Raw genomic sequence first — 18,445 nt, 5'->3', positions numbered from 1 at the left:
CACCGAGAACCGACCCGGTTACGGCTTGCGCCGGTCGGCCTCCCGTACGTCGTGCAGGTGGATCAGGACGTCGAAGGAGCGGCCGAGCGCCAGGTCGTACAGGGGGTAGTTGGCGTCGAAGCCCGTGCCGATGGTGCGGGTGGGACGCGCGGTGTCCAGCCAGCGGCGCGCGTCGGGCGCGGCGGCGCGCAGGTCGGCGTAGTAGTCCTGGTGCCGGACCCGGTCGAGGGTGTGCTCGTTGGTGCCGGGAGCGGCGGCGCCGACGGTGAACTTCTTCCAGTCGCCGCCGATGCCGGTGTCCTGGGCGAGGAAGGAGCCCCGGTCGAAGGTCATGCCGACGGGCAGGTAGTTCCGGCCCAGCGCGTCGCGGAGGAGGGACCCCTGGGTCTTGGGGTACATCGAGGCGGTGCCGGCGATGAGACCGAGGTGGTCGTTGTGCGCGGAGACCAGCATCTTGTGCCCGGTGCGCTTCTGCCACCACAGGACGTTGTCGGCCATGGCCTTGTCACGGATGCGCTGGAAGTCGGGCATCTTCGAGGGGTCGGTGGGGTCGGCGGTCAGGAACCTGGTGGTGTCGGCGACCGAGCGGGCGTTCTGCACGGCCCACGCGTGGGCGTTCCGGTCCTTGCCGCCCGCCGCGCTGATCAGGTCGAGGGCGCGCTGGGCCCGGTCGGCGAAAGCTTGGCGCTCGGCGAGCGGCTTCTTGAGGTAGGCGAAGGCGTCGTCGAGGGGACGCAGCCCCGCGTAGAGCTCGTTGAGACGGGGCTCCAGCGTCGGGTGGTGCTGCCGGGCGTAGTCGGTGATCCGGGCGAAGAAGTCGTCCGTGATGGCGGGGCCGCCGAGGTCGTTGCCGACGAAGTGGACGGTGCGGGTGGGATTGCGGCGGTTGTGGTCGCGCATCCACTCGATGAGGTGGACGAACTCCTCGCGGTCCCAGGGGGTGCCGCCGAGGGTTTCCTTGACGACCTGCCGGGCGTCGCCCTTGCCGGTCTGGAGGTAGTCGTTGATCTGGAGTCCGGCGGGCCAACTGAACTCCAGGGAGAAGGCCCGGAATCCCTTCTCCTGGACGAGGTAGCGGAAGAGTCGCTCCTTCATGGTGAAGAACTCGTGGGAGCCGTGGGTGGCCTCGCCCACGCCGACGACCTTGGCACCGCCGATCATCGCGCCGAGCGCCCGCAGGTCGTGGTTCTTCCCGCCGGGCTCGGTGGAGCGCAGCGGGTGGGCGATCCGGTCCAGCGCGCGGACCACGGGGTCCTGGGCCTGCTCCCGGGCGGCGGCGCGCGGCGCCCCGTCCCCGACCGGGGCCGCGTACGCCGCCCCGGCGACGAGGGCCGCCCCCATGACGCCCGCCGTCGTGGCGAGCAGTGCCCTGCGGCCGATGCGCTGGTGGTACCTGGTCATGCTGGTGAGCTCCTTCTGTTTGTCGCCGAAGAACTGAAGGAATCCTCACCCGCGAAGAGCAGGCGGCACACGGGAGCAGCCTCCTATTTATCCCGGGAGAAATATCCCCCCTGAGTACCAGGTGGGCGGGCCCGATTACTGCGCCCGCGCTCGGCAGTCGCGGAGTTCGGCCCATGGAAGTCGTGCGGCAACACGAATCCGCAGCCGTACGGCGGCACGATTCAACGAACGAAGGCAGGGCCCCCGGCCCCGCCCGGAGCGATTCGCACCCGAGCGGGCCGTGAGGCCCTGCTTCACGCATCTTCCGCCCGCTCGTTCAACGGACCGGAAGGAATGCCGCGCTACGAGATCCCGTTGCAGTAGGCGGTGCTCCCACCCGGCGTTCCAACAGACGTGTAAACCTTGCGCCCTTCAGGGATGTTGAACGTGTGCGTTTGAGAGCCACCGGTCCCGAGGTTGTACTCCCAGGTCTTCTCAATGCGGTTACCAGCCGCGTTCGCCCACTGAATCTTGAATCGCATCATGGCACCGGACCAGTTCCTGATGGTCAGGGTCTCGCCGGCGGCATGGAAGGACGAAATGGCGCCCTTGTTCGGGTCGCCGGTCTTGTAGATCATGGCGATCATGTCGTGGGCGCCTGGGTCGCCGGTCGCCGGCGTCTTGTCACAGTCCACGGTCCAGTAGGCGGCCTCCGCCGCGTGCGCCTGGCCCGGCATCGTCAGGACGCCGGCCGCGAGGGCCGCCGCCATCAGGCCGACGACTCCGGTGAGGTTCTTCCTCCTGAGAATCTGCATGACCGATCCCTTCTTCTCTCCAACCGCGTGGTCCCTACAGCAATAGAGAATTCCGCAAGGGAGGCCATCGATCAAGCGATCACTGCGTGATTATCCATTTAATGGGCGTCCGCCCATCCATTTGCGAACAAAGAAAAGCCAGGACCTGCCGGCCCTGGCTTCACCCGACGAACGAGGCTCTTACGACCTGCCCGAGCAGCGGGCGACGGTCCCGTCGCCGACGGAGATGGACGTATAGACGGTGCGACCATCAGGAATGTCGAACACCATGTGTCTGGCCGTGCCGGACGTCACGCCGTACGACCAAGTCCGCTCGATGGCGGTACCGCTCGCGTTCGTCCACTGGATGGTGTACTGCATCGCGGTTCCCGACACGTTGCGCACCGACAGCCTGTCGTCCGCCGGCCTGAAGATCGACTCGGCGATCTTGCTGGGATCGTCCGCCTTCCAGACCGAGGCTCGCTGGTCATAGACGCCGGGCGCTCCCACCACGGGCGTCTTCGCGCACTGCGCCGCCCAGCCGGCGGCCTCCGCCGCGTGCGCCTGGCCCGGCATCGCCAGGACGCCGACCGCGACCGCCGCCGCCATCAGACCGCCGGCACCGGTGAGGTTCTTCCTCCGCAGCAGCTGCACGACTAACCCCTCCCTCTCGCGCTTCAGGGACTCCTACCGCAGCACAGGGTTCCCCAGGAGAGGTCGCCGATCAAGAAATCACCGCGCGATCGCATTAAATGGGCACGCGCCCATAAATTTGCTGGCAGATAATCAAGGAGCCCTACAGGCGACCTCCACTCTGGCCCGCGCTCACGGCTGAGCGCGACGGCCAGCGCCACACACTCGCACCCCGAAGCGGTGTACACGCATGCGTGTACATTCGACGTCATCCGACCGACTGGGCATCAGAGAGACCCGCGCCCAGCTCTCCGACGTCCTCAACAAGGCAGCCGCGGGAGAGGCCACGATCGTGACGCGCAACGGCGAAGCCGTCGCGGCCGTGATCCCCATGGACGGGTACCACGCCCTTGAGGACGCCGACATCAAGAGGCTCGCCGGACACGACGACCTGTACCGGTTGCGGGTCGGGGACGACCGGCTCGCCTACGCCGTCTGCGATGGCGAACTGGTCGTACTCGTCGTCAAGGTCGGCCACCGTCGGGACGTCTGCCGCGCCCAGTGAGTCGGGGCACGCCGTGCCCGGGCCGGCGCGTCGGCGGTGCTTGCGCGGGTCGGGAGGGTGCCGCCGGTCGGAACGGTCCGCGAACCGGGCTGCCCCGACGGCTCAGGCGGAGACGGGCTCCAAGTCGGCACCGTCAAAGGGTGGGTAGCTCTCACCACCCATGCGCTCGGCCGCATCGATGTAGCGGGCAAGGGCGTCGCGGGATTGAGCGAGGTCGTTCATCTGCTCGTCCAGTCGCTGAAGCCGTGACCGCATCGCGGCGACCAGTTCGGGGCACCCGGGTAGCTGCGGATCCTCGCCGACCGCGCAGGGCAGCACGTACGCGATGTCCTCGGAGGACAGACCGGCACCCAGCAGGTGACGGATCTGCCGGACCCGCAGCACGGCGTCCTCGTCGAACTCGCGGTAGCCGTTCGTACCGCGGTCCGCCTCCAGCAGGCCCTGGGCCTCGTAGTAGCGCAACTGGTGGGTGTTGACGCCCGTCCGGCGCCCCAGTTCCCCGATCCGCATCGAAAACCTCGCTTGACCTTCACACCGGTATGAACGTTGACGATGCTGCCATGGACAACACGACCGAAACACCTGTGACGATCATCGGCCTCGGACGGATGGGCCAGGCGCTGGCCAGCGCGTTCCTCAAAGCCGGGCACCCCACCACCGTGTGGAACCGTACGGCCGCCAAGGCCGACCAGTTGGTGGCCGAGGGCGCCGAGCTGGCGCCGACGGTGGCCGACGCGCTCAAGGCGGGCCCCCTGACGATCGTCTGCGTCACCGACTACCAGGCCGTGCACGGCCTGCTCGGGGCGGACGACGTCGAACTGGACGGCGTGACGCTGGTGAACCTGACCTCGGGCGACTCGACCCAGGCGCGGGAGGCCGCCCGATGGGCCGAGCAGCGCGGCGCCCGCTACCTGGACGGCGCCGTCATGGCGATCCCGCCGGCCATCGGAACCGCTGACGCGGTGATCCTGCACAGCGGACCGCAGGCGGACTTCGATGCGCACAAGACGACGCTCGACGCGCTCGGCACCGTTAGCCACCTCGGTGCGGATCACGGGCTGGCGTCGCTGTACGACGTGGCGGGTCTGGCGATGATGTGGAGCGTCCTGAACGCTTGGCTCCAAGGCACGGCCCTGCTCAAGACGGCCGGTGTGGACGCCGCGACGTTCGCGCCGTTCGCACAGCAGATGGCCACCGGAGTGGCCGCATGGCTGCCGGGCGAAGCCGAGCAGATCGACAGCGGCTCCTTCCCTGCCGAGGTGGCGTCCCTGGAGACCCATGTCGGGTCGATGGCACATCTGATCGAGGAGAGCGAGGCGGTGGGCGTCAACGCCGAACTGCCGAAGTTGATCAAGGCGATGGCCGACCGGGCGGTCGCCGCCGGACACGGCGGGGAGCAGTACGCCGTGCTGATCGAAGAGTTCAGCAAGCCCCGCGTCGAGTGACCGGACCCGACACCGGGATCTCCCCTCGGGCCTCAGGGCACGCCGCTCCCGGGACGGACGCCCGGGAGCGGCGCGGTGCGCGCCCTTGAGGGACACAGGGTTCGCAGGGGTTCGGAGCGGGCCCTCAGTGCCTCAGGGCTTGAAGGCGTTGGTCAGGGCGGTGAGGAGTTCGCCGCGTGAGGTGTCGCCGCGGAGGTTGGAGAGGAAGCCGCCGCCGAGCCCGTACCTCTTCATGTACGCGGCCTTCCCGGCGACCGTGGCCGGGGTGTCGTAGGTCCACATCTGGCTGCCGCAGACCGCGAAGGCCGTCTTCCCCAACTCGCCGGTCGGGGCGCAGCGGGCGCTGACCGCCCGGTAGTCGTCCAGTCCGCGCTGGGAGGGACCGTCCACCGGGCCGTCGGCGTAGTAGTCCCCCGGAGCCCCGGTCGCGTTGCGAATGCCCTGCCAGCCCCAGGCGTGGGTGGGGAGACCCATCACGACCTTGTTCGGGTGGACGCCCCTCGCGGTCAGGTTGCGGAGTTCGAAGTTGGCGTCCCGGCCGTACTCCAAGTTGTTCCAGGACGAGTCGAGCGGGGCGGCGGGAGCGGTCCGCCGGGCCCAGTTCGGTTCCAGCGGGGTGTAGTAGTCGTACGTCTTCACGTTGTACCAGTCGACCAGGGGCGCTGCCCCGGCGAAGTCGGTCCGCCCGTAGAGGTGGTCGCCGCCGCCGCGGGAACCGACGGTCACCGTCAGGATGCGGCCCTTGCCCAGCACGTCGCGGAACCCCTTCGCCAGGTACTTCAGCCAGGCCGCGCCGCCGAGGTCGCAGGGGGCGAGGCGGCAGGGCGGGTACTCCATCATCAGGTCGATCCCGTCGAAGAGACCGGCCCAGCGCGGGTCGTCGAGCAGCCGCATGCAGGAGCTGATCACGAGCCACGGGCGCTCCCTGATGTCGGCCCAGTCGCCCGCGCGCTCCGGCCCGCCGAAGGACCACAGGAGCTTGAGGTCCGGATGACGGGCCTTCAGCTCGCGGAGCTGGTTGAAGTGTCCGCGCAGGGGCTGGTCCCAGGTGTCGGCCCGGCCGGACACGCTCTGGTCGGCGGAGAAGGTCCGCTCCAGGGCCGCGTGCTGGTCCCCGATGCCGCACTGGCCGCCGCTGACCGTGCCGTGCCCGTACGTCAGATGGGTGAGCCGGGCCGCCGAGCCGCCGGTGTGCAACTCCTTGAGGTGGAAGCCCCGCTCGTAGCTGCCCTCCTCGGTGAAGACGCCCATGGCGACCGGCTTCGCGGGCATCGGCGGCACCGTGCCCGTCGTCCGGACGGGCATGTGACGGCTCGACCAGCCCGACCCGCCGCGGGCGAACGCGACCACGCCGAAGTGGTACTCCGTGTCGACGTTGAGGTGCGTGGCCGTGAAGGTGGTGCCGGTCGTGATCCCGACTTCAGTGCCGAAGTCCTGTTCGATCTGGTAGTACAGCACCTCTTCGGGGCGGGGCGGCGGGTCCCACTTGAACGTGACGGTGGTGTCCGTGACCGCCGTGAAGACGGGGGCGCCGGGGTGGTTGGCCTCCTGGGCCCGGGCCCGGTCCGAAAAGCCCGTGAACAGTCCCAGCACCGTCGCCAGCGCTGCCAGCACGGCGACGATCCGGGTTCTCGGACCGGATAAGAGACGCGTTTCCATCGCTCCTCCAGACATGAACGCGACGGACACCTGGCCGCTCCCGGGACGTTGCGGAGCGCCGCCTTCCGTCGCGAGTCGAGGACACGGTAGGAGGGACGGGGGGCCCGGTGGTGAAGATGAGACGACTCCCATGGAGATGAGGCCACTTCTCGCCACTCGGGCCCGGTGGCGTCACTCGCAGAAGACCTGGACCGTGGAGTCGGGGTCGTCCACGTTGACGTGGATGTCGTCGAGGTGCTCGACGAGTTCCTCAAGGTGTTGCGGCTTGAGTTCGGCGAGGTCGATCGGGACGCCGCTCCGGTGCAGTTGCTCGTTGACCTTGGTGAGCGCCTGCGGCGGGATCAGGCTCGCGAGCCGCACTCCGGCGCGCAGCAGTTGCAGCGGGATGCGGACGTTGATCCGGCTGGGGCCGTCGCCGCCGGGCTCGTCCGAGTGGACCACCACGCGCAGGTACTTGGGGCGGCGGTCCTTCGGGGCGGACGGGGCGCCCTGCGGCGGCGTCGGCTGCTGGCGCTCCAGCGCGTCGATCAGCCGCCCCGCCTCGTCCGCGGTGATCTTGCCGTCGGCCAGCATCTCCAGGACCTGGCGACGCTGCTCGTTCGCTGCCGTACCCGTGCTCGTGCCCGTACTCGTACTCATGTCGTACTCCCCCTCTGCCTCAACTGTTTCAACTGACCTTGATCAGCACGGCCGTTCGGCCCTGCTGCATCTCGAACCGGGCTCCGGGCAGCGCGCACAACAGCCGCCCGACCCCGCCCAGCGCGCCCCCCGGGCGGATGCCGAAGACGCGGCAGGCGATCAGCCCGCCCACCACGGCGAGCAGCACCAACGGCGCGAGCACGAGCAGGACCGGGACGACCGGGACGTACAGCCGTCGCGTACGCCCGTCGGCACGGCAATAGCGCGCCGTCACCAACTGCGGCATCACCCCGTCCCCTCCAACTCCGCAAGCGCCTCCTGCACATTGATCTCGCCGCGCTGGAGGCGGTCCAGGGTGTCGGCGCTCGCGCCGGCGGGCGCCGGGTCGACGTCGACGAAGTCGAGGCGCTGCGCGATCCGGTTCAGCCGGGACTTGACCGTCGGGTAGCTCACCCCGAAGACCCGCTCCATCTCCTTGATGGAGCCGTGCGCCCGGACGAACGCGGCGACGAAGACCTGATCTTCGACGTCGAGTTGAGCCAACTGCGGCGGCTCGAACTCCCCCTCGACCGCGACCCCGTTGTCCGCGAGCCGCACCCGCTCGACGACGAACGGCCGCCCCTGCGTCAGGTCGGTCAGCTCTTGCCAGTCCACCCGTGGACTCCCTCGAAACTCGGCGACGCGCACTCGGCGCGCCGGACGGTGCGCCTGCCCCTCATTTATAGCTTGAGTTTTTCAAGGGAGCAACGAGAGAATCTTAATTTTCTTAACTCACCCCTGAGGAAAGATGAGGTCGATAGCCTCCCGCTTCAACGATCGCCAGGTTCGAGGCACGGGAGGAGCACGCGGCGGTGACGGCCGCCCACCCGCTCTGCCGACAATCGGCCAAGAGGGACCGGGCCGGCATATGCACGGGTGTCGGACGGGGAGAGGGTCACCGGCGGGAGGCCAGTCCGGCCGACCGTCTGCCGTCACCCCGGGGAGAGCCAAGAGATGCTTGTGGGCCGAGACACAGAGTGCAAGGCGATCGAAGAGCTGGTTGCCGGAGCGCGGGCCGGCCGCGGTGGCGCGCTGGTGGTGTGCGGTGAGATCGGCATCGGGAAGACCGCGCTCCTTGAGCACGCCCGCGGTGTCGCACCGGGGTTCCGGGTGGAGCGTGCGGCCGGCGTGGAGTCCGAGACGGAGTTCGCGTTCGCCAGCCTGCACCAGTTGTGTGCGCCGCTGTTGGACCGGCTGGGCTCGTTGCCCCGCCCGCGGCAGGCCGCTTTGGAGGTGGCGTTCGGGCTGCGCGACGGCGACCCGCCGGACCCGTTTCTGGTGGCGCTGGCCGCCTTGGGCCTGTTGACCCGGGCAGCCGAGGAACGGCCGCTGCTGTGTCTGGTGGATGACGCCCAGTGGTTGGACGCGGCGTCCGCGCAGGCCCTCGCCTTCGTGGCGCGGCGGGTGGAGGCCGCGCGGCTGGCGCTGGTGTTCGCGCTGCGCGACCCCGACCCCGGCCCCTGTGACGTACGCACGTTCGCAGGGCTGCCGACGCTGGACTTGGCCGGGCTCGGTGAGGCGGACGCGCGGAAGTTGCTCGCCACGGCGGTCAGGGCGCCGTGGGACGAGCGGATATGCGACCGGGTCATCATCGAAGCGGGGGGCAACCCGCTGGTCCTGACGCAGTTGCCGCTGAGCGCGGAGCCGGCGAAGCTGGCGGGCGGATTCGGGTTGCCGAACGAACTGAGCGTGCCGCGCAAGATCGAGGAGTGCTTCCAGCGCCGGTCGCGCGACGTGCCGACCGAGACGCGGTTGCTGCTGCTGGTCGCGGCGGCCGAGCCGCTCGGCGACACCGCGCTGATGTGGGCCGCGGCCGAGCACCTCGGCATCCGCGCCGACGCGGCTGCACCGGCGGAGACGGCCGGGCTGGTGGCGGTCGGCACCTGGGTGCGGTTCCACCATCCGCTGATGCGTTCGCTGGTCTACCGGGCGGCCACGTCGTCCGACCGCCGCCGCGTGCACCGGGCGCTGGCCGCGGCGACCGACGCCCGGACCGAGCCCGACCGGCACGCCTGGCACCGTGCGCAGGCCACGCCAGGGGCCGACGAGGCGATCGCCGCGGATCTGGAACGCTCGGCCGATCGGGCACGGGCCCGCGGCGGGCTGGCCGCGGCAGCCGCGTTCCTGGAGCGGGCGGTCGCGCTGACGCCCAAGCCCGGCGACCGTGCGCGCCGCGCGCTGTGCGCCGCGCACGCCAAGCACCGGGCCGGTGCGCCCGATGCCGCTCTGGAGTTGCTGGCTCTCGCGAAGGCCGGGCCGCTGCCTGCCGCGGAACGCGCCCGGGTGAAGTTGCTGGGTGCCCAGATCGCGTACTACACGACGGGCAACGACGACGTGCTCGGGATGCTGCTGGACGTCGCGACGGAGCTCGCCCCGTTGGACGCCCCGCTGGCCCGCGAGACCTTCCTGCAAGCACTGGAGTCCTCCCACCTGCCCAGCTCGTCCGGGCGCGGGGTGCTGGAGGTGGCCGAAGCCGCCCAGGCCGTGCCGGCACCGTCACCGTCTCCGTCACCGTCAACGTCTCCGTCGACGTCGACACGAGTGGTGGAGCTCTTCCTCGACGGGCTGGTGGCCAGAGCCACCCACGGATACGAAGCATCCGTACCCGTCCTGAAGCGGGCGCTGGCCTCGCTCGGTCACCGCGGTCACGACCCTCGCCGGCCGGCCGGGCCGGAAGGAGACGACGCCGACGGCCGTTGGTTGCTGCTGGGGTGTCGCGTCGCGATGGCGCTGTGGGACGACGAGGCGCTCCACGCGCTCGCCGTTCGCCGCGTCCGCCTCGCCCGACAGGACGGGGCGCTGACGGCACTGCCCACCGCGCTCAACTGCCTCGCCGCCGTGTCCTTGTTCACCGGCGAACTCGCCCGGGCCGCCGAACTGGGCGCCGAGGCCGCCGCGTACACGCGGGAGACGGGTGCCGCGCCGCTGCCCAGCAACGACATCCTGCTGGCGGCTTGGCGCGGTCAGCGGACCGCGGTCGACACGCTCCACGCGGCCATCGTCCGGGAGGCCGTCGGGCACGGCGGGGGCGGTCTGGCCCAGTACTCCCTGGCGGTGCTGCACAACGGCTTGGGAAACTACGACGTCGCCCTCGCCGCCGCGGTACCGCCGTGCGAGTCCGACGAACTGGTGCACAGCAGCATGGTGCTGCCCGAGCTGATCGAGGCGGCCGTCCGCGCCGACCAGCCGGACCGCGCCACCACCGCCCTGAGACTGCTGAGTTCGCGAGCGCGCGCCAGCGGCACCCAGTGGGCCCTCGGACTTGCGGCCGTCTCACGTGCGCTGACCAGCACCGGGCCGGCGGCCGAAGCGTCGTACGGCGAGGCGATCGAGCGGTTCGGCCGCTGCCGGATGGTCGCCCATCTCGCCCGCGCCCACCTCGTCTACGGCGAGTGGCTGCGCCGCGAACGCCGCCGTCAGGACGCCCGCGAGCAGCTCCGCATCGCTCATCGGATGCTGTCCGACATGGGTGCGGAGGGGTTCGCCGCCCGCGCCGCCCGCGAGTTGCGCGCCACCGGTGAGCAGTGTCACCGGCGGGCCGCCCGACCGGCCGATGCGCTCACCGCCCACGAGCTGCACATCGCGAGGCTGGTGGCCACCGGGGCCACCTCCAAGGAGGTCGGCACGCAGTTGTTCCTGAGCCCGCGCACCATCGACGCCCACGTGCGCAACATCTTCCGCAAGCTCCACATCACGTCCCGCCGCCAGTTGCGCAACCTGCCGCTGCCCTGACCCGCGGGCCGCCCGCGCGAGCTTCCCCGAAGGATCGCCGGGTGTAGGCGATGTTTGCCGATGCGACGGCGGTACGGCGGTCGCGACCATGGAAACGCGTCCCGGGGACGACCGCACCGGATCCACGGCGGCCGGGCTCCCGGACGTACGGGCACGTGTCCGCATCGAAGAAGGAGAAAGCATGAAGCTGTCCTCACGTCGGCCTCTCGCAGTCGCCGTCGCCACGGTGGCCGCCATGGCCGCGATGGCCGTACCCGCCGTCGCGAGCGCCCCGAGCGGCGACTTCTCCACGCTCATCAACGGCGTGCCCTGCAACCAGACCGACTTTCTGGAGATCCACAACAACAACGGTCAGAGCACTCTCTGCTTCGCCAACGGCGGGTCCATGCCGGTCGCCATCTACGGCGTCAACTGGGTCGAGTCCGGCAACAACAGGGTGAAGCTCCAGTTCCAGCGGAACCTGAACAACCCGACGCTCGAAAACGTCACCATGGCGAAGTGGAGCTCGTGGAACCCCGGCCACGTCCACAAGATCATTCGGATCGAGATCTACTGATATCCGAAGGGTGAGCGTCCCTCCGTGACGCCGTGTCCCCGGGCGGGCGCTCCAAGGGCCGCGCCCGCCCGGGGACCGTGCTGGGGCGTGTCTGACGAAGCCCGCCGGTGCGGGCGGCGCACGGGGCGTCAGATGCGTTCGATGATCGTCACGTTCGCCTGGCCGCCGCCCTCGCACATCACCTGGAGGCCGAGCCGGCCGCCCGTGCGCTCCAACTCGTACAGCAGGGTCGTCATCAGCCGGGCCCCGGTGGCGCCCAGCGGGTGGCCCAGCGCGATCGCGCCGCCGTTGACGTTCACCTTCGCCGGGTCGGCGCCCGTCTCCTTGAGCCAGGCGAGGACGACGGGGGCGAACGCCTCGTTGATCTCGACGAGGTCGATGTCGTCGAGGGAGAGTCCGGTCTTCTTCAGGGCGCGGGCGGTCGCCGGGATGGGGGCGGAGAGCATCCGGATGGGGTCCTCGCCGCGGACGGAGAGGTGGTGGATGCGGGCGCGCGGCGTCAGGCCGTGCTCCCGGACCGCGGCCTCGCCGGCGAGCAGCAGCGCCGCCGCGCCGTCGGAGACCTGGGAGGAGCAGGCGGCGGTGATGGTGCCGCCCGGCACGACCGGGTCCAGGGCGGCCATCTTCTCCAAGGAGGTGTCGCGGCGCGGGCCTTCGTCGCGCACGACGTCTCCGTACGCGACGGTCTCGCGCTCGAAGCGGCCCTCGTCGAGCGCGCGGACGGCGCGCTCGTGGGAGCGGAGCGCGTACTCCTCCTGGTCGCGGCGGGTGATGCCCCACCGGGTGGCGATCAACTCGGCGCCGTGAAACTGGTTCACGGGCCGGTCGCCGTAGCGGGCGCGCCAGCCCTCGCTGCCGGCGAAGGGGCCGTCGGTCAGCCCCAGCGGGTCGGCGGCCCGGCGGGAGGCGTACGCGATGGGGATCATCGACATGTTCTGGGTGCCGCCCGCGACCACCAGGTCCTGGGTGCCGGAGAGCACGGCCTGCGCGGCGAAGTGGACGGCCTGTTGGGACGAGCCGCACTGGCGGTCCACGGTCACGCCCGGCACCTCCTCCGGCAGCCCGGCAGCCAGCCACGCCGTACGGGCGATGTCGCCGGCCTGCGGGCCGACCGCGTCCAGGCAGCCGAAGACGACGTCGTCGACGGCGGCCGGGTCGATGCCGGAGCGCCGGACGAGCGCGGTGAGGACGTGGGCGCCCAGGTCGGCGGGGTGGACCCGGGCCAGTCCGCCCCGGCGCCTGCCGACGGGGGTGCGGACCGCTTCCACGACGTATGCCTCGGCCATCGCGCTCTCCTCCTGCTTCCCGTGGGGTTCTACGTGCGTACGGCGATGCCGTCCAGGACCATCGACAGGTACTGGCGGGCGATCTCCTCGGGGCTGTGCTGGCCGCCCGGGCGGTACCAGGACGCGGCGACCCACACCGTGTCGCGCACGAAGCGGTACGTCAGCCGGACGTCGAGGTCGGCGCGGAAGGCCCCCTCCGTGACGCCCCGTTCCAGCGTCCCGAGCCACGCCTGTTCGAACTTCTGCTGCGAGTCGGTGAGGTAGTGGAAGCGGGGCTGGGCGGCCAGCGCCCGGGACTCCTGCTGGTAGATCGCGACGGCGGCCCGGTGCCGGTCGATCTCCCGGAAGGACTCGGTGACCAGCGCTTCGATGGTCTCGCGGGGGCCGAGTTCGGCGGCGAGCACGGCGTCGTACCCCTCCCAGAGCTCGGCCAGGAAGGTGGCGAGGATCTCGTCCAACATCGACTCCTTGGAGTCGAAGTGGTAGTAGAGGCTGCCGGCGAGCATGCCGGCCTCGTCCGCGATGCGGCGGACGGTGGTCGCGTTGTACCCGTGGGCGGCGAACACCTCGGCGGCGAGGTGGAGCAGTTCGCGACGGCGCTCCGGCGAGGCCGTCACCTGGGTCTTCTTCGTCTTCGGCACGGCTCCATTGTCTTCCGTCACGGGACTGGTCCTCGGCGGTGGCCCCGGGACGGGGCCCGTCCGGAAGGTGCCGTGCGCTTGCCTGCGCTTGCTTTCGCCTTCGGAGGTGGGCGCAGGTGCTCTGCGGGTGCGTTGCTCTCTGCGGCCCGGTGGTTGGTGGCAGCGAACACCGGAGCGCCGGGGTCCCCGCAGGGCACAGGGGGGAGAACTGCGCAGCCGGCCCGCCGGGGGCCCGCGGACGTCGCAGCACAGCGCACCGTACGGCGAGACCGGGTCCCGTTCATGCGCGTTGGCTGCTGACCGGGATGACCTCGCCGGTCAGGTAGGACGCGTAGCCGCTGGCCAGGAAGACGATCACGTTCGCGACCTCCCACGGCTGCGCGGACCGGCCGAACGCCTCCCGCTCGGTCAGCTCCGCGAGGAGTTCGGGCGAGGTCACCTTCGCCAGGTGCGGGTGCATCGCGAGGCTGGGGGCGACGGCGTTGATCCGTACGCCGTGCTCCGCCGCCTCGATCGCGGAGCAGCGGGTCAGCGCCATGACACCGGCCTTCGCCGCGGCGTAGTGCGCCTGGCCGGCCTGGGCGCGCCAGCCCACGACGGACGCGTTGTTGACGATCACGCCGCCGCGACCGGTCGTGCGGAAGGCGCGCAGCGCGGCCCGGGTGCAGCGGAAGGTGCCGTTCAGGGTGACGTCCAGGACGCGACCCCACTGGTCGTCGGTCATGTCGACGACGGGGGCCGTGCCGCCGAGGCCGGCGTTGTTGACGACGACGTCCGGCCCGCCGTGCACCTCTGCGGTGCGGGCGAAGAGGGCGGCGACCTGGGCTTCGTCGGTGACGTCGCAGGGCTGCGCGGCGACCGCGTCCGTACCGAACTCGTCGGCCAGCGCGGCGCGCGACTCGACGAGGCGGCGCTCGTGGGCGTCGCTGATCAGGACCCGGGCGCCCTCCTCCAGGAAGCGGCGGGCGGTCGCGCCGCCGATGCCGGCACCGGCCGCCGCGGTGATCACGGCGGTGCGGCCGGCGAGCAGGCCGTGGGGCGGTGCGTACGCGGGCGGCTGCGGTGTTCCCGGTGCGTTCGGCGTCCCGTCTCTTTTGTTCACCACGGCGGCACGTTAACCTACCAAACACTTGTTAGGGAAGCGGGAGGGGACGCTGTGGACCTGGAACTCGGGGCCGAGGACGAGGCGTTCCGGCGCGAGGCCCGCGACTGGCTCGCCGCGCACGTGCCTCGTGAACCCCTCCCGTCCCTGGAGACGCGCGAAGGGTTCGCCGAGCACCGCACGTGGGAGGCGGAGTTGGCGGCGGACCGCTGGTCCGTGGTGTCCTGGCCGGCCGCGTACGGCGGCCGGGGCGCCGACCTCGTGTGCTGGCTCCTCTTCGAGGAGGAGTACTGGGCGGCGGGCGCGCCCGGCCGGGTCTCCCAGAACGGCATCAGCCTGCTGGCGCCCACCCTCTTCGACCACGGCACCGCCGAGCAACGCGCCCGGGTGCTGCCGTCGATGGCGAGCGGCGAGGTCGTCTGGGCGCAGGCGTGGTCCGAGCCGGAGGCGGGGTCCGACCTCGCGGCGCTGCGGTCGCGCGCGGTGCGCACGGAAGGCGGCTGGCTGCTGCGGGGGCAGAAGACCTGGTCGTCCCGGGCGGCCTTCGCGGACCGGGCGTTCGGGATCTTCCGCACGGGCCCGGAAGTCGTGGTGGACCGGCCGCACCGGGGGCTGACGTATCTGATGTTCGACCTCCGCGCACCGGGCGTGACCGTGCGGCCGATCGGACGGCTCGACGGCAAGCCCGCCTTCGCCGAACTCTTCCTCGACGACGTGTTCGTCCCCGACGCCGACGTCATCGGCGAGCCGGGGCAGGGCTGGCGGATCGCGATGTCCACGACCGGCAACGAGCGCGGGCTCACGCTCCGCTCCCCCGGCCGCTTCCTCGCTGCGGCGGACCGACTCGTGACGCGTTGGCGCACGGCGGGGGCGCCGGGCGGGGCGCTGCGGGACCGGGTCGCGGACGCGGTGATCGGGGCGCGGGCGTACGAACTCTTCACCTGGGCTGCGGCGTCCCGGTTCGCCGGGGGCGAGTGCCTCGGAGCGGAGTCCAGTCTGAACAAGGTCTTCTGGTCCGAGTACGACATCGCGCTGCACGAGACCGCGCTCGACCTGCTGGGCGAGGAGGGCGAGTGCGGCGACACGGCGTGGGCGGAGGGTCATCTGTTCGCCCTCGCCGGCCCGATCTACGCCGGGACGAACGAGATCCAGCGCGACATCATCGCCGAGCGGCTGCTCGGCCTTCCGAAGGGCCGCCGCTGATGCGCTTCTTGTTGACGTACGAGCAACGCGCCTTCGCCGCGTCGTTGGACGCGCTGCTGACGGCGGGGGACGTGCCGGCCGCGGCGCGCGCGTGGGCCACGGGCGACCGCGATCCGGGGCGCGCGCTGTGGGCGCGGCTCGCGGAGACGGGGCTCTTCGCACTCGCCGCGGACGAGGAGTACGGAGGCGTGGGGCTGAGGCCGCTGGAACTTGCCTTGGGCTTCGTGGAGTTGGGCCGCCACGGGATGCCGGGCCCGGTGGTGGAGACGGCGGCGGCTGCGGTGTTGTTGGGCGAGGTGGGTGCGGGGCGGGTGCTCGCGGGGCTGGTGGGCGGCGAGACCGTGGCGACGGTGGTGCTGTCCGCCGGCGGGCGCTACGCGCTGGACGCGGACGCGGCGGACGTGGTGCTGGTGGAGTCGGCCGGGGTGCTGCGGGTGGCGCCCGGGCACGGTCCGGTCCGGGTCTCGTCGGATCCGGTACGGAGGTTGGCGGTGCCGGAGGGGGGCGGTGAGGTGGTGGCGTCAGGCGTGGACGCGGGTGCGGCGGCCCTGCTCGCCCGCCTCCTGACGGCGGCGCAGTGTCTGGGCGTGGGCCTGGCCCTCCTGGAGCGCACGGTCGCGTACGTGACCCAACGCGTCCAGTTCGGCGTCCCGATCGGCTCCTTCCAGGCGGTGAAGCACCGCCTCGCGGACACGTTGGTGGGCCTGGAGTTCGCCCGCCCCCTGGTGTACGGCGCCGCGCTCACGCTGACGGCGAGGGATGTGGCGGCGGCGAAGGTGGCGACGTCGGAGGCCGTTTACGCGGCGGCGGGGGCGGCGCTCCAACTCCACGGCGCGGTGGGCTACACGGAGGAGCTCGACCTCGCGCTGTGGCTGCGCAAGGCACGCCCGCTGCGGGGGGCGTGGGGCACGCCGGCGGCGTGCCGCGAGCTGGTCCTCGCGGGCGACACCTCACACGGGTGACGGGTGCGCCGGGCGCGCCTTGCGCTGTTCCCTGCGGCTCGGTGGTGGGCTTGTCGCGCAGTTCCCCGCGCCCCCAAAAACCCCGCCGTACACATACCGCCACGTCAGTCCCCGCAGCCCGGTGGTGGGCTTGTCGCGCAGTTCCCCGCGCCCCCATAACGCCCGCCGTACACATACCGCCACGTCAGTCCCCGCGGGCCGGTGGAGGGTTACTCGCGCAGTTCCCCGCGCCCCCAAAAACCCCGCCGTACGGCATACGGCCGCGTTAAACGCCGCGGGCCGGTGGGCGGCTTGGAGCGCAGTTCCGCCCCCTATGCCAGAGGGCGTGGGGGGCGGACCTGCGCGACAGACAACAGCACGCCCACAGGGCTAGGCGCGGCGGATCGTGCGGAGGGGGGTGCCCGGGTGCCACGTCTGGACCACCAGTTCGGCGCCCTCGACCAAGGTGCGGACCGCGTCCGCGAGGTCCGCGCGGAAGAGGTGGAACGGCTCCGGCGGGTGGACGGCCCCGACGAAGCGGGCCAGTTCCGCGGGGTCGGTCACCAGGGCCGCCCGGCCCGACACGCGGACGTCGCCGAGGCTGGACGCTTCGTCGCCCGAGCCCGGGTTCGCGTGGAGGGCGAAGCGCGGGTCGCGCAGGAGGTCCTTCGCCTTCCAGGAGTCGTACATCATGCCGAGGTACAGCTCGCCGTCACGGAACGTGACCTCCAGGCCGCTCACCCGGGGCGAACCGTCCTTGCGGAGCGTCGCGAGGACGTGGTGGAGGTGCTGCTGGAAGCGGGCCCGGACGGTGTCCGCGAAATCGGGCTCGGCCGCGTGGAAGTCCGCCCAGGAGGTGCGCGAAGACGGCTGAGGAGGGGTCTCGGTGCTCATGGAGCACAGTTCAGCACCCCATCCGGACACCTGCCGTCTGGATTCAGCGGACGATGCCCTGCGCCCGCGCCGCCGACAGCCACCTCGGGAACTCCGCCAGCATGCGGTCGTAGAGCTCCGCGTCCGCGACCTTCGACGGCTCCGCGCCGGCGTGGAAGAAGCCCGCGTTGTCCACGGCGCGCTTGGTGGGGACCGGCAGTTCGTCGAGCTTGCGCAGGAAGTCGAACTGGGTGCTGCGCGTGTTGCCGAAGCCGACGAACTGCCAGAACAGCGGCAGCTTCGACGACTTGCACAGGTAGCGCTCCGCCGCGAGCTTGTTGATCGGGCCGCCGTCGGTCTGGAAGACGACCAGCGCGGGGTCCTTCGCTCCGCCGTCCGTCTGGTCGACGTAGTGGTCGATCACCGCGTCCATCGCCAGGTGGTAGCTGGTCTTGCCCATGTGGCCGAGCCCGGCGACGATCTCGGCGACCCGGCCGTGGTGGTTGTCCAGGGAGATCTCGGTGACGGCGTCGACGTCGGTGGAGAAGAAGACGGTGGGGACCCGGCCGTCGTCGTCGAGGTTCGCCGAGAGGCTGAGGACCCGGTCGGCGAACGCCTGCACGCTGCCGTCGCGGTAGTAGTCCTTCATCGAGCCCGAGTAGTCCAGCACCAGGTAGACCGCGACGCGCTGCCCCTCCATGCTGTGCTTGCGCAGCGAGCGGCCGGCCTTCTTGTAGAGGCTGACGAGCCCTGGGGCCTTCTCCTGGACCTTGCGGAGGTCGATCATGTCGCGAGATTACGCCATCTGTGCGATATCACCGGCAGGATCACCGCCACGGGTCGCACACATGTCGCACGCGTCGCGCACACGCCGCGGCGCCCGCCCTCAGTCCGGTCGGGGACAGGGCGAGCGCCGCGTTCAGTTCCGTACGCCGTTGTACGGGACGTCTGTGTGGT

General features: G+C 71.2%; 19 protein-coding genes. 6 read left to right on the top strand and 13 right to left on the bottom strand.

Going from position 1 to position 18,445, the window contains the following annotated elements:
• Nucleotides 1-18: 18 nt before the first annotated feature.
• From ACH4E8_RS24145 to ACH4E8_RS24135, 3 genes are all read right to left on the bottom strand, one after another.
• Nucleotides 19-1,401, bottom strand: a complete 1,383-nt coding sequence (locus tag ACH4E8_RS24145) for an erythromycin esterase family protein (protein WP_398451419.1) — start codon at nucleotides 1,399-1,401, stop codon at nucleotides 19-21.
• A gap of 341 nt (nucleotides 1,402-1,742) precedes the next feature.
• Nucleotides 1,743-2,195 (bottom strand): hypothetical protein, encoded by a 453-nt coding sequence (locus ACH4E8_RS24140; protein WP_398451417.1) that lies wholly within the window; start codon nucleotides 2,193-2,195, stop codon nucleotides 1,743-1,745.
• A 180-nt stretch (nucleotides 2,196-2,375) separates the two neighbouring features.
• Entirely contained in the window at nucleotides 2,376-2,828 is a 453-nt protein-coding gene (locus tag ACH4E8_RS24135; RefSeq protein ID WP_398451415.1) for a hypothetical protein, read from the bottom strand.
• Between the two features lie 229 nt (nucleotides 2,829-3,057).
• Between ACH4E8_RS24135 and ACH4E8_RS24130 the strand changes: the two genes are divergently transcribed.
• Nucleotides 3,058-3,372, top strand: coding sequence for a type II toxin-antitoxin system prevent-host-death family antitoxin (locus ACH4E8_RS24130; RefSeq protein ID WP_398451413.1), 315 nt, complete (start codon nucleotides 3,058-3,060; stop codon nucleotides 3,370-3,372).
• Between the two features lie 102 nt (nucleotides 3,373-3,474).
• Here ACH4E8_RS24130 and ACH4E8_RS24125 read toward each other — a convergent pair whose 3' ends face one another.
• Entirely contained in the window at nucleotides 3,475-3,882 is a 408-nt protein-coding gene (locus ACH4E8_RS24125) for a MerR family transcriptional regulator (protein ID WP_398451411.1), read from the bottom strand.
• 50 nt (nucleotides 3,883-3,932) lie between these two features.
• On the opposite strand from ACH4E8_RS24125, the gene ACH4E8_RS24120 reads away from it, so the two are divergent.
• Nucleotides 3,933-4,817 (top strand): NAD(P)-dependent oxidoreductase, encoded by an 885-nt coding sequence (locus ACH4E8_RS24120; protein ID WP_398451409.1) that lies wholly within the window; start codon nucleotides 3,933-3,935, stop codon nucleotides 4,815-4,817.
• 132 nt (nucleotides 4,818-4,949) lie between these two features.
• Here ACH4E8_RS24120 and ACH4E8_RS24115 read toward each other — a convergent pair whose 3' ends face one another.
• The 4 genes from ACH4E8_RS24115 to ACH4E8_RS24100 all read right to left on the bottom strand — a co-directional run bounded on the left by ACH4E8_RS24115 (nucleotide 4,950) and on the right by ACH4E8_RS24100 (nucleotide 7,769).
• On the bottom strand, nucleotides 4,950-6,476 hold the full coding sequence (locus ACH4E8_RS24115; RefSeq protein WP_398451407.1) for a glycosyl hydrolase family 18 protein: 1,527 nt from the start codon (nucleotides 6,474-6,476) through the stop codon (nucleotides 4,950-4,952).
• Nucleotides 6,477-6,647: 171 nt separating this feature from the next.
• Nucleotides 6,648-7,115 (bottom strand): SHOCT-like domain-containing protein, encoded by a 468-nt coding sequence (locus ACH4E8_RS24110; protein ID WP_398451405.1) that lies wholly within the window; start codon nucleotides 7,113-7,115, stop codon nucleotides 6,648-6,650.
• 28 nt (nucleotides 7,116-7,143) lie between these two features.
• Nucleotides 7,144-7,401: a hypothetical protein gene (locus ACH4E8_RS24105; RefSeq protein WP_398451403.1), complete on the bottom strand. Its 258-nt coding sequence runs from the start codon at nucleotides 7,399-7,401 to the stop codon at nucleotides 7,144-7,146.
• Nucleotides 7,401-7,769: a DUF2089 domain-containing protein gene (locus ACH4E8_RS24100; protein WP_398451401.1), complete on the bottom strand. Its 369-nt coding sequence runs from the start codon at nucleotides 7,767-7,769 to the stop codon at nucleotides 7,401-7,403. The genes ACH4E8_RS24105 and ACH4E8_RS24100 overlap by 1 nt, the downstream gene beginning before the upstream one ends.
• A gap of 339 nt (nucleotides 7,770-8,108) precedes the next feature.
• Between ACH4E8_RS24100 and ACH4E8_RS24095 the strand changes: the two genes are divergently transcribed.
• On the top strand, nucleotides 8,109-10,886 hold the full coding sequence (locus ACH4E8_RS24095) for an AAA family ATPase (RefSeq protein ID WP_398451399.1): 2,778 nt from the start codon (nucleotides 8,109-8,111) through the stop codon (nucleotides 10,884-10,886).
• Between the two features lie 181 nt (nucleotides 10,887-11,067).
• Nucleotides 11,068-11,442 (top strand): beta/gamma crystallin domain-containing protein, encoded by a 375-nt coding sequence (locus tag ACH4E8_RS24090; RefSeq protein WP_398451397.1) that lies wholly within the window; start codon nucleotides 11,068-11,070, stop codon nucleotides 11,440-11,442.
• Nucleotides 11,443-11,570: 128 nt separating this feature from the next.
• Here the strand turns inward: ACH4E8_RS24090 and ACH4E8_RS24085 are convergent, their stop codons facing one another.
• The 3 genes from ACH4E8_RS24085 to ACH4E8_RS24075 form a co-directional block, all read right to left on the bottom strand.
• Nucleotides 11,571-12,728 (bottom strand): acetyl-CoA C-acetyltransferase, encoded by a 1,158-nt coding sequence (locus ACH4E8_RS24085; protein ID WP_398451395.1) that lies wholly within the window; start codon nucleotides 12,726-12,728, stop codon nucleotides 11,571-11,573.
• A gap of 29 nt (nucleotides 12,729-12,757) precedes the next feature.
• Nucleotides 12,758-13,369 carry a TetR/AcrR family transcriptional regulator gene (locus tag ACH4E8_RS24080; RefSeq protein WP_398451885.1) on the bottom strand — a complete coding sequence of 204 codons (612 nt, stop codon included), beginning with the start codon at nucleotides 13,367-13,369 and terminating at the stop codon, nucleotides 12,758-12,760.
• A gap of 280 nt (nucleotides 13,370-13,649) precedes the next feature.
• A complete protein-coding gene (locus ACH4E8_RS24075; protein ID WP_398451883.1) occupies nucleotides 13,650-14,471 on the bottom strand; it encodes an SDR family oxidoreductase in 822 nt (273 codons plus the stop codon).
• Nucleotides 14,472-14,525: 54 nt separating this feature from the next.
• Between ACH4E8_RS24075 and ACH4E8_RS24070 the strand changes: the two genes are divergently transcribed.
• Entirely contained in the window at nucleotides 14,526-15,674 is a 1,149-nt protein-coding gene (locus tag ACH4E8_RS24070; protein WP_398451393.1) for an acyl-CoA dehydrogenase family protein, read from the top strand.
• Complete coding sequence (locus ACH4E8_RS24065) at nucleotides 15,674-16,636, top strand: acyl-CoA dehydrogenase family protein (RefSeq protein WP_398451392.1); 963 nt, start codon at nucleotides 15,674-15,676, stop codon at nucleotides 16,634-16,636. Before ACH4E8_RS24070 ends, ACH4E8_RS24065 begins: the two co-directional genes overlap by 1 nt.
• Before the next feature lie 369 nt (nucleotides 16,637-17,005).
• On the opposite strand, the gene ACH4E8_RS24060 is transcribed toward ACH4E8_RS24065, so the two are convergent.
• Entirely contained in the window at nucleotides 17,006-17,509 is a 504-nt protein-coding gene (locus ACH4E8_RS24060) for a pyridoxamine 5'-phosphate oxidase family protein (RefSeq protein ID WP_398451390.1), read from the bottom strand.
• 43 nt (nucleotides 17,510-17,552) lie between these two features.
• Entirely contained in the window at nucleotides 17,553-18,275 is a 723-nt protein-coding gene (locus ACH4E8_RS24055; protein WP_398451388.1) for a VWA domain-containing protein, read from the bottom strand.
• Nucleotides 18,276-18,445: the final 170 nt, after the last annotated feature.

Origin of the sequence: Streptomyces sp. NPDC017979, assembly GCF_044328175.1 — a bacterium.
Taxonomy (GTDB): Bacteria; Actinomycetota; Actinomycetes; order Streptomycetales; family Streptomycetaceae; genus Streptomyces.
This window is presented reverse-complemented; position numbering and strand designations above follow the sequence as displayed.

What these genes read in the sequence shown, in the direction of transcription:
- ACH4E8_RS24125 (WP_398451411.1), bottom strand. Translation starts at nt 3,882, where the DNA reads ATGCGGATCGGGGAACTGGGGCGCCGGACGGGCGTCAACACCCACCAG.
- ACH4E8_RS24065 (WP_398451392.1), top strand. Translation starts at nt 15,674, where the DNA reads ATGCGCTTCTTGTTGACGTACGAGCAACGCGCCTTCGCCGCGTCGTTG.
- ACH4E8_RS24145 (WP_398451419.1), bottom strand. Translation starts at nt 1,401, where the DNA reads ATGACCAGGTACCACCAGCGCATCGGCCGCAGGGCACTGCTCGCCACG.
- ACH4E8_RS24055 (WP_398451388.1), bottom strand. Translation starts at nt 18,275, where the DNA reads ATGATCGACCTCCGCAAGGTCCAGGAGAAGGCCCCAGGGCTCGTCAGC.
- ACH4E8_RS24090 (WP_398451397.1), top strand. Translation starts at nt 11,068, where the DNA reads ATGAAGCTGTCCTCACGTCGGCCTCTCGCAGTCGCCGTCGCCACGGTG.
- ACH4E8_RS24110 (WP_398451405.1), bottom strand. Translation starts at nt 7,115, where the DNA reads ATGAGTACGAGTACGGGCACGAGCACGGGTACGGCAGCGAACGAGCAG.
- ACH4E8_RS24105 (WP_398451403.1), bottom strand. Translation starts at nt 7,401, where the DNA reads ATGCCGCAGTTGGTGACGGCGCGCTATTGCCGTGCCGACGGGCGTACG.
- ACH4E8_RS24115 (WP_398451407.1), bottom strand. Translation starts at nt 6,476, where the DNA reads ATGGAAACGCGTCTCTTATCCGGTCCGAGAACCCGGATCGTCGCCGTG.
- ACH4E8_RS24130 (WP_398451413.1), top strand. Translation starts at nt 3,058, where the DNA reads ATGCGTGTACATTCGACGTCATCCGACCGACTGGGCATCAGAGAGACC.
- ACH4E8_RS24120 (WP_398451409.1), top strand. Translation starts at nt 3,933, where the DNA reads ATGGACAACACGACCGAAACACCTGTGACGATCATCGGCCTCGGACGG.
- ACH4E8_RS24140 (WP_398451417.1), bottom strand. Translation starts at nt 2,195, where the DNA reads ATGCAGATTCTCAGGAGGAAGAACCTCACCGGAGTCGTCGGCCTGATG.
- ACH4E8_RS24085 (WP_398451395.1), bottom strand. Translation starts at nt 12,728, where the DNA reads ATGGCCGAGGCATACGTCGTGGAAGCGGTCCGCACCCCCGTCGGCAGG.
- ACH4E8_RS24060 (WP_398451390.1), bottom strand. Translation starts at nt 17,509, where the DNA reads ATGAGCACCGAGACCCCTCCTCAGCCGTCTTCGCGCACCTCCTGGGCG.
- ACH4E8_RS24095 (WP_398451399.1), top strand. Translation starts at nt 8,109, where the DNA reads ATGCTTGTGGGCCGAGACACAGAGTGCAAGGCGATCGAAGAGCTGGTT.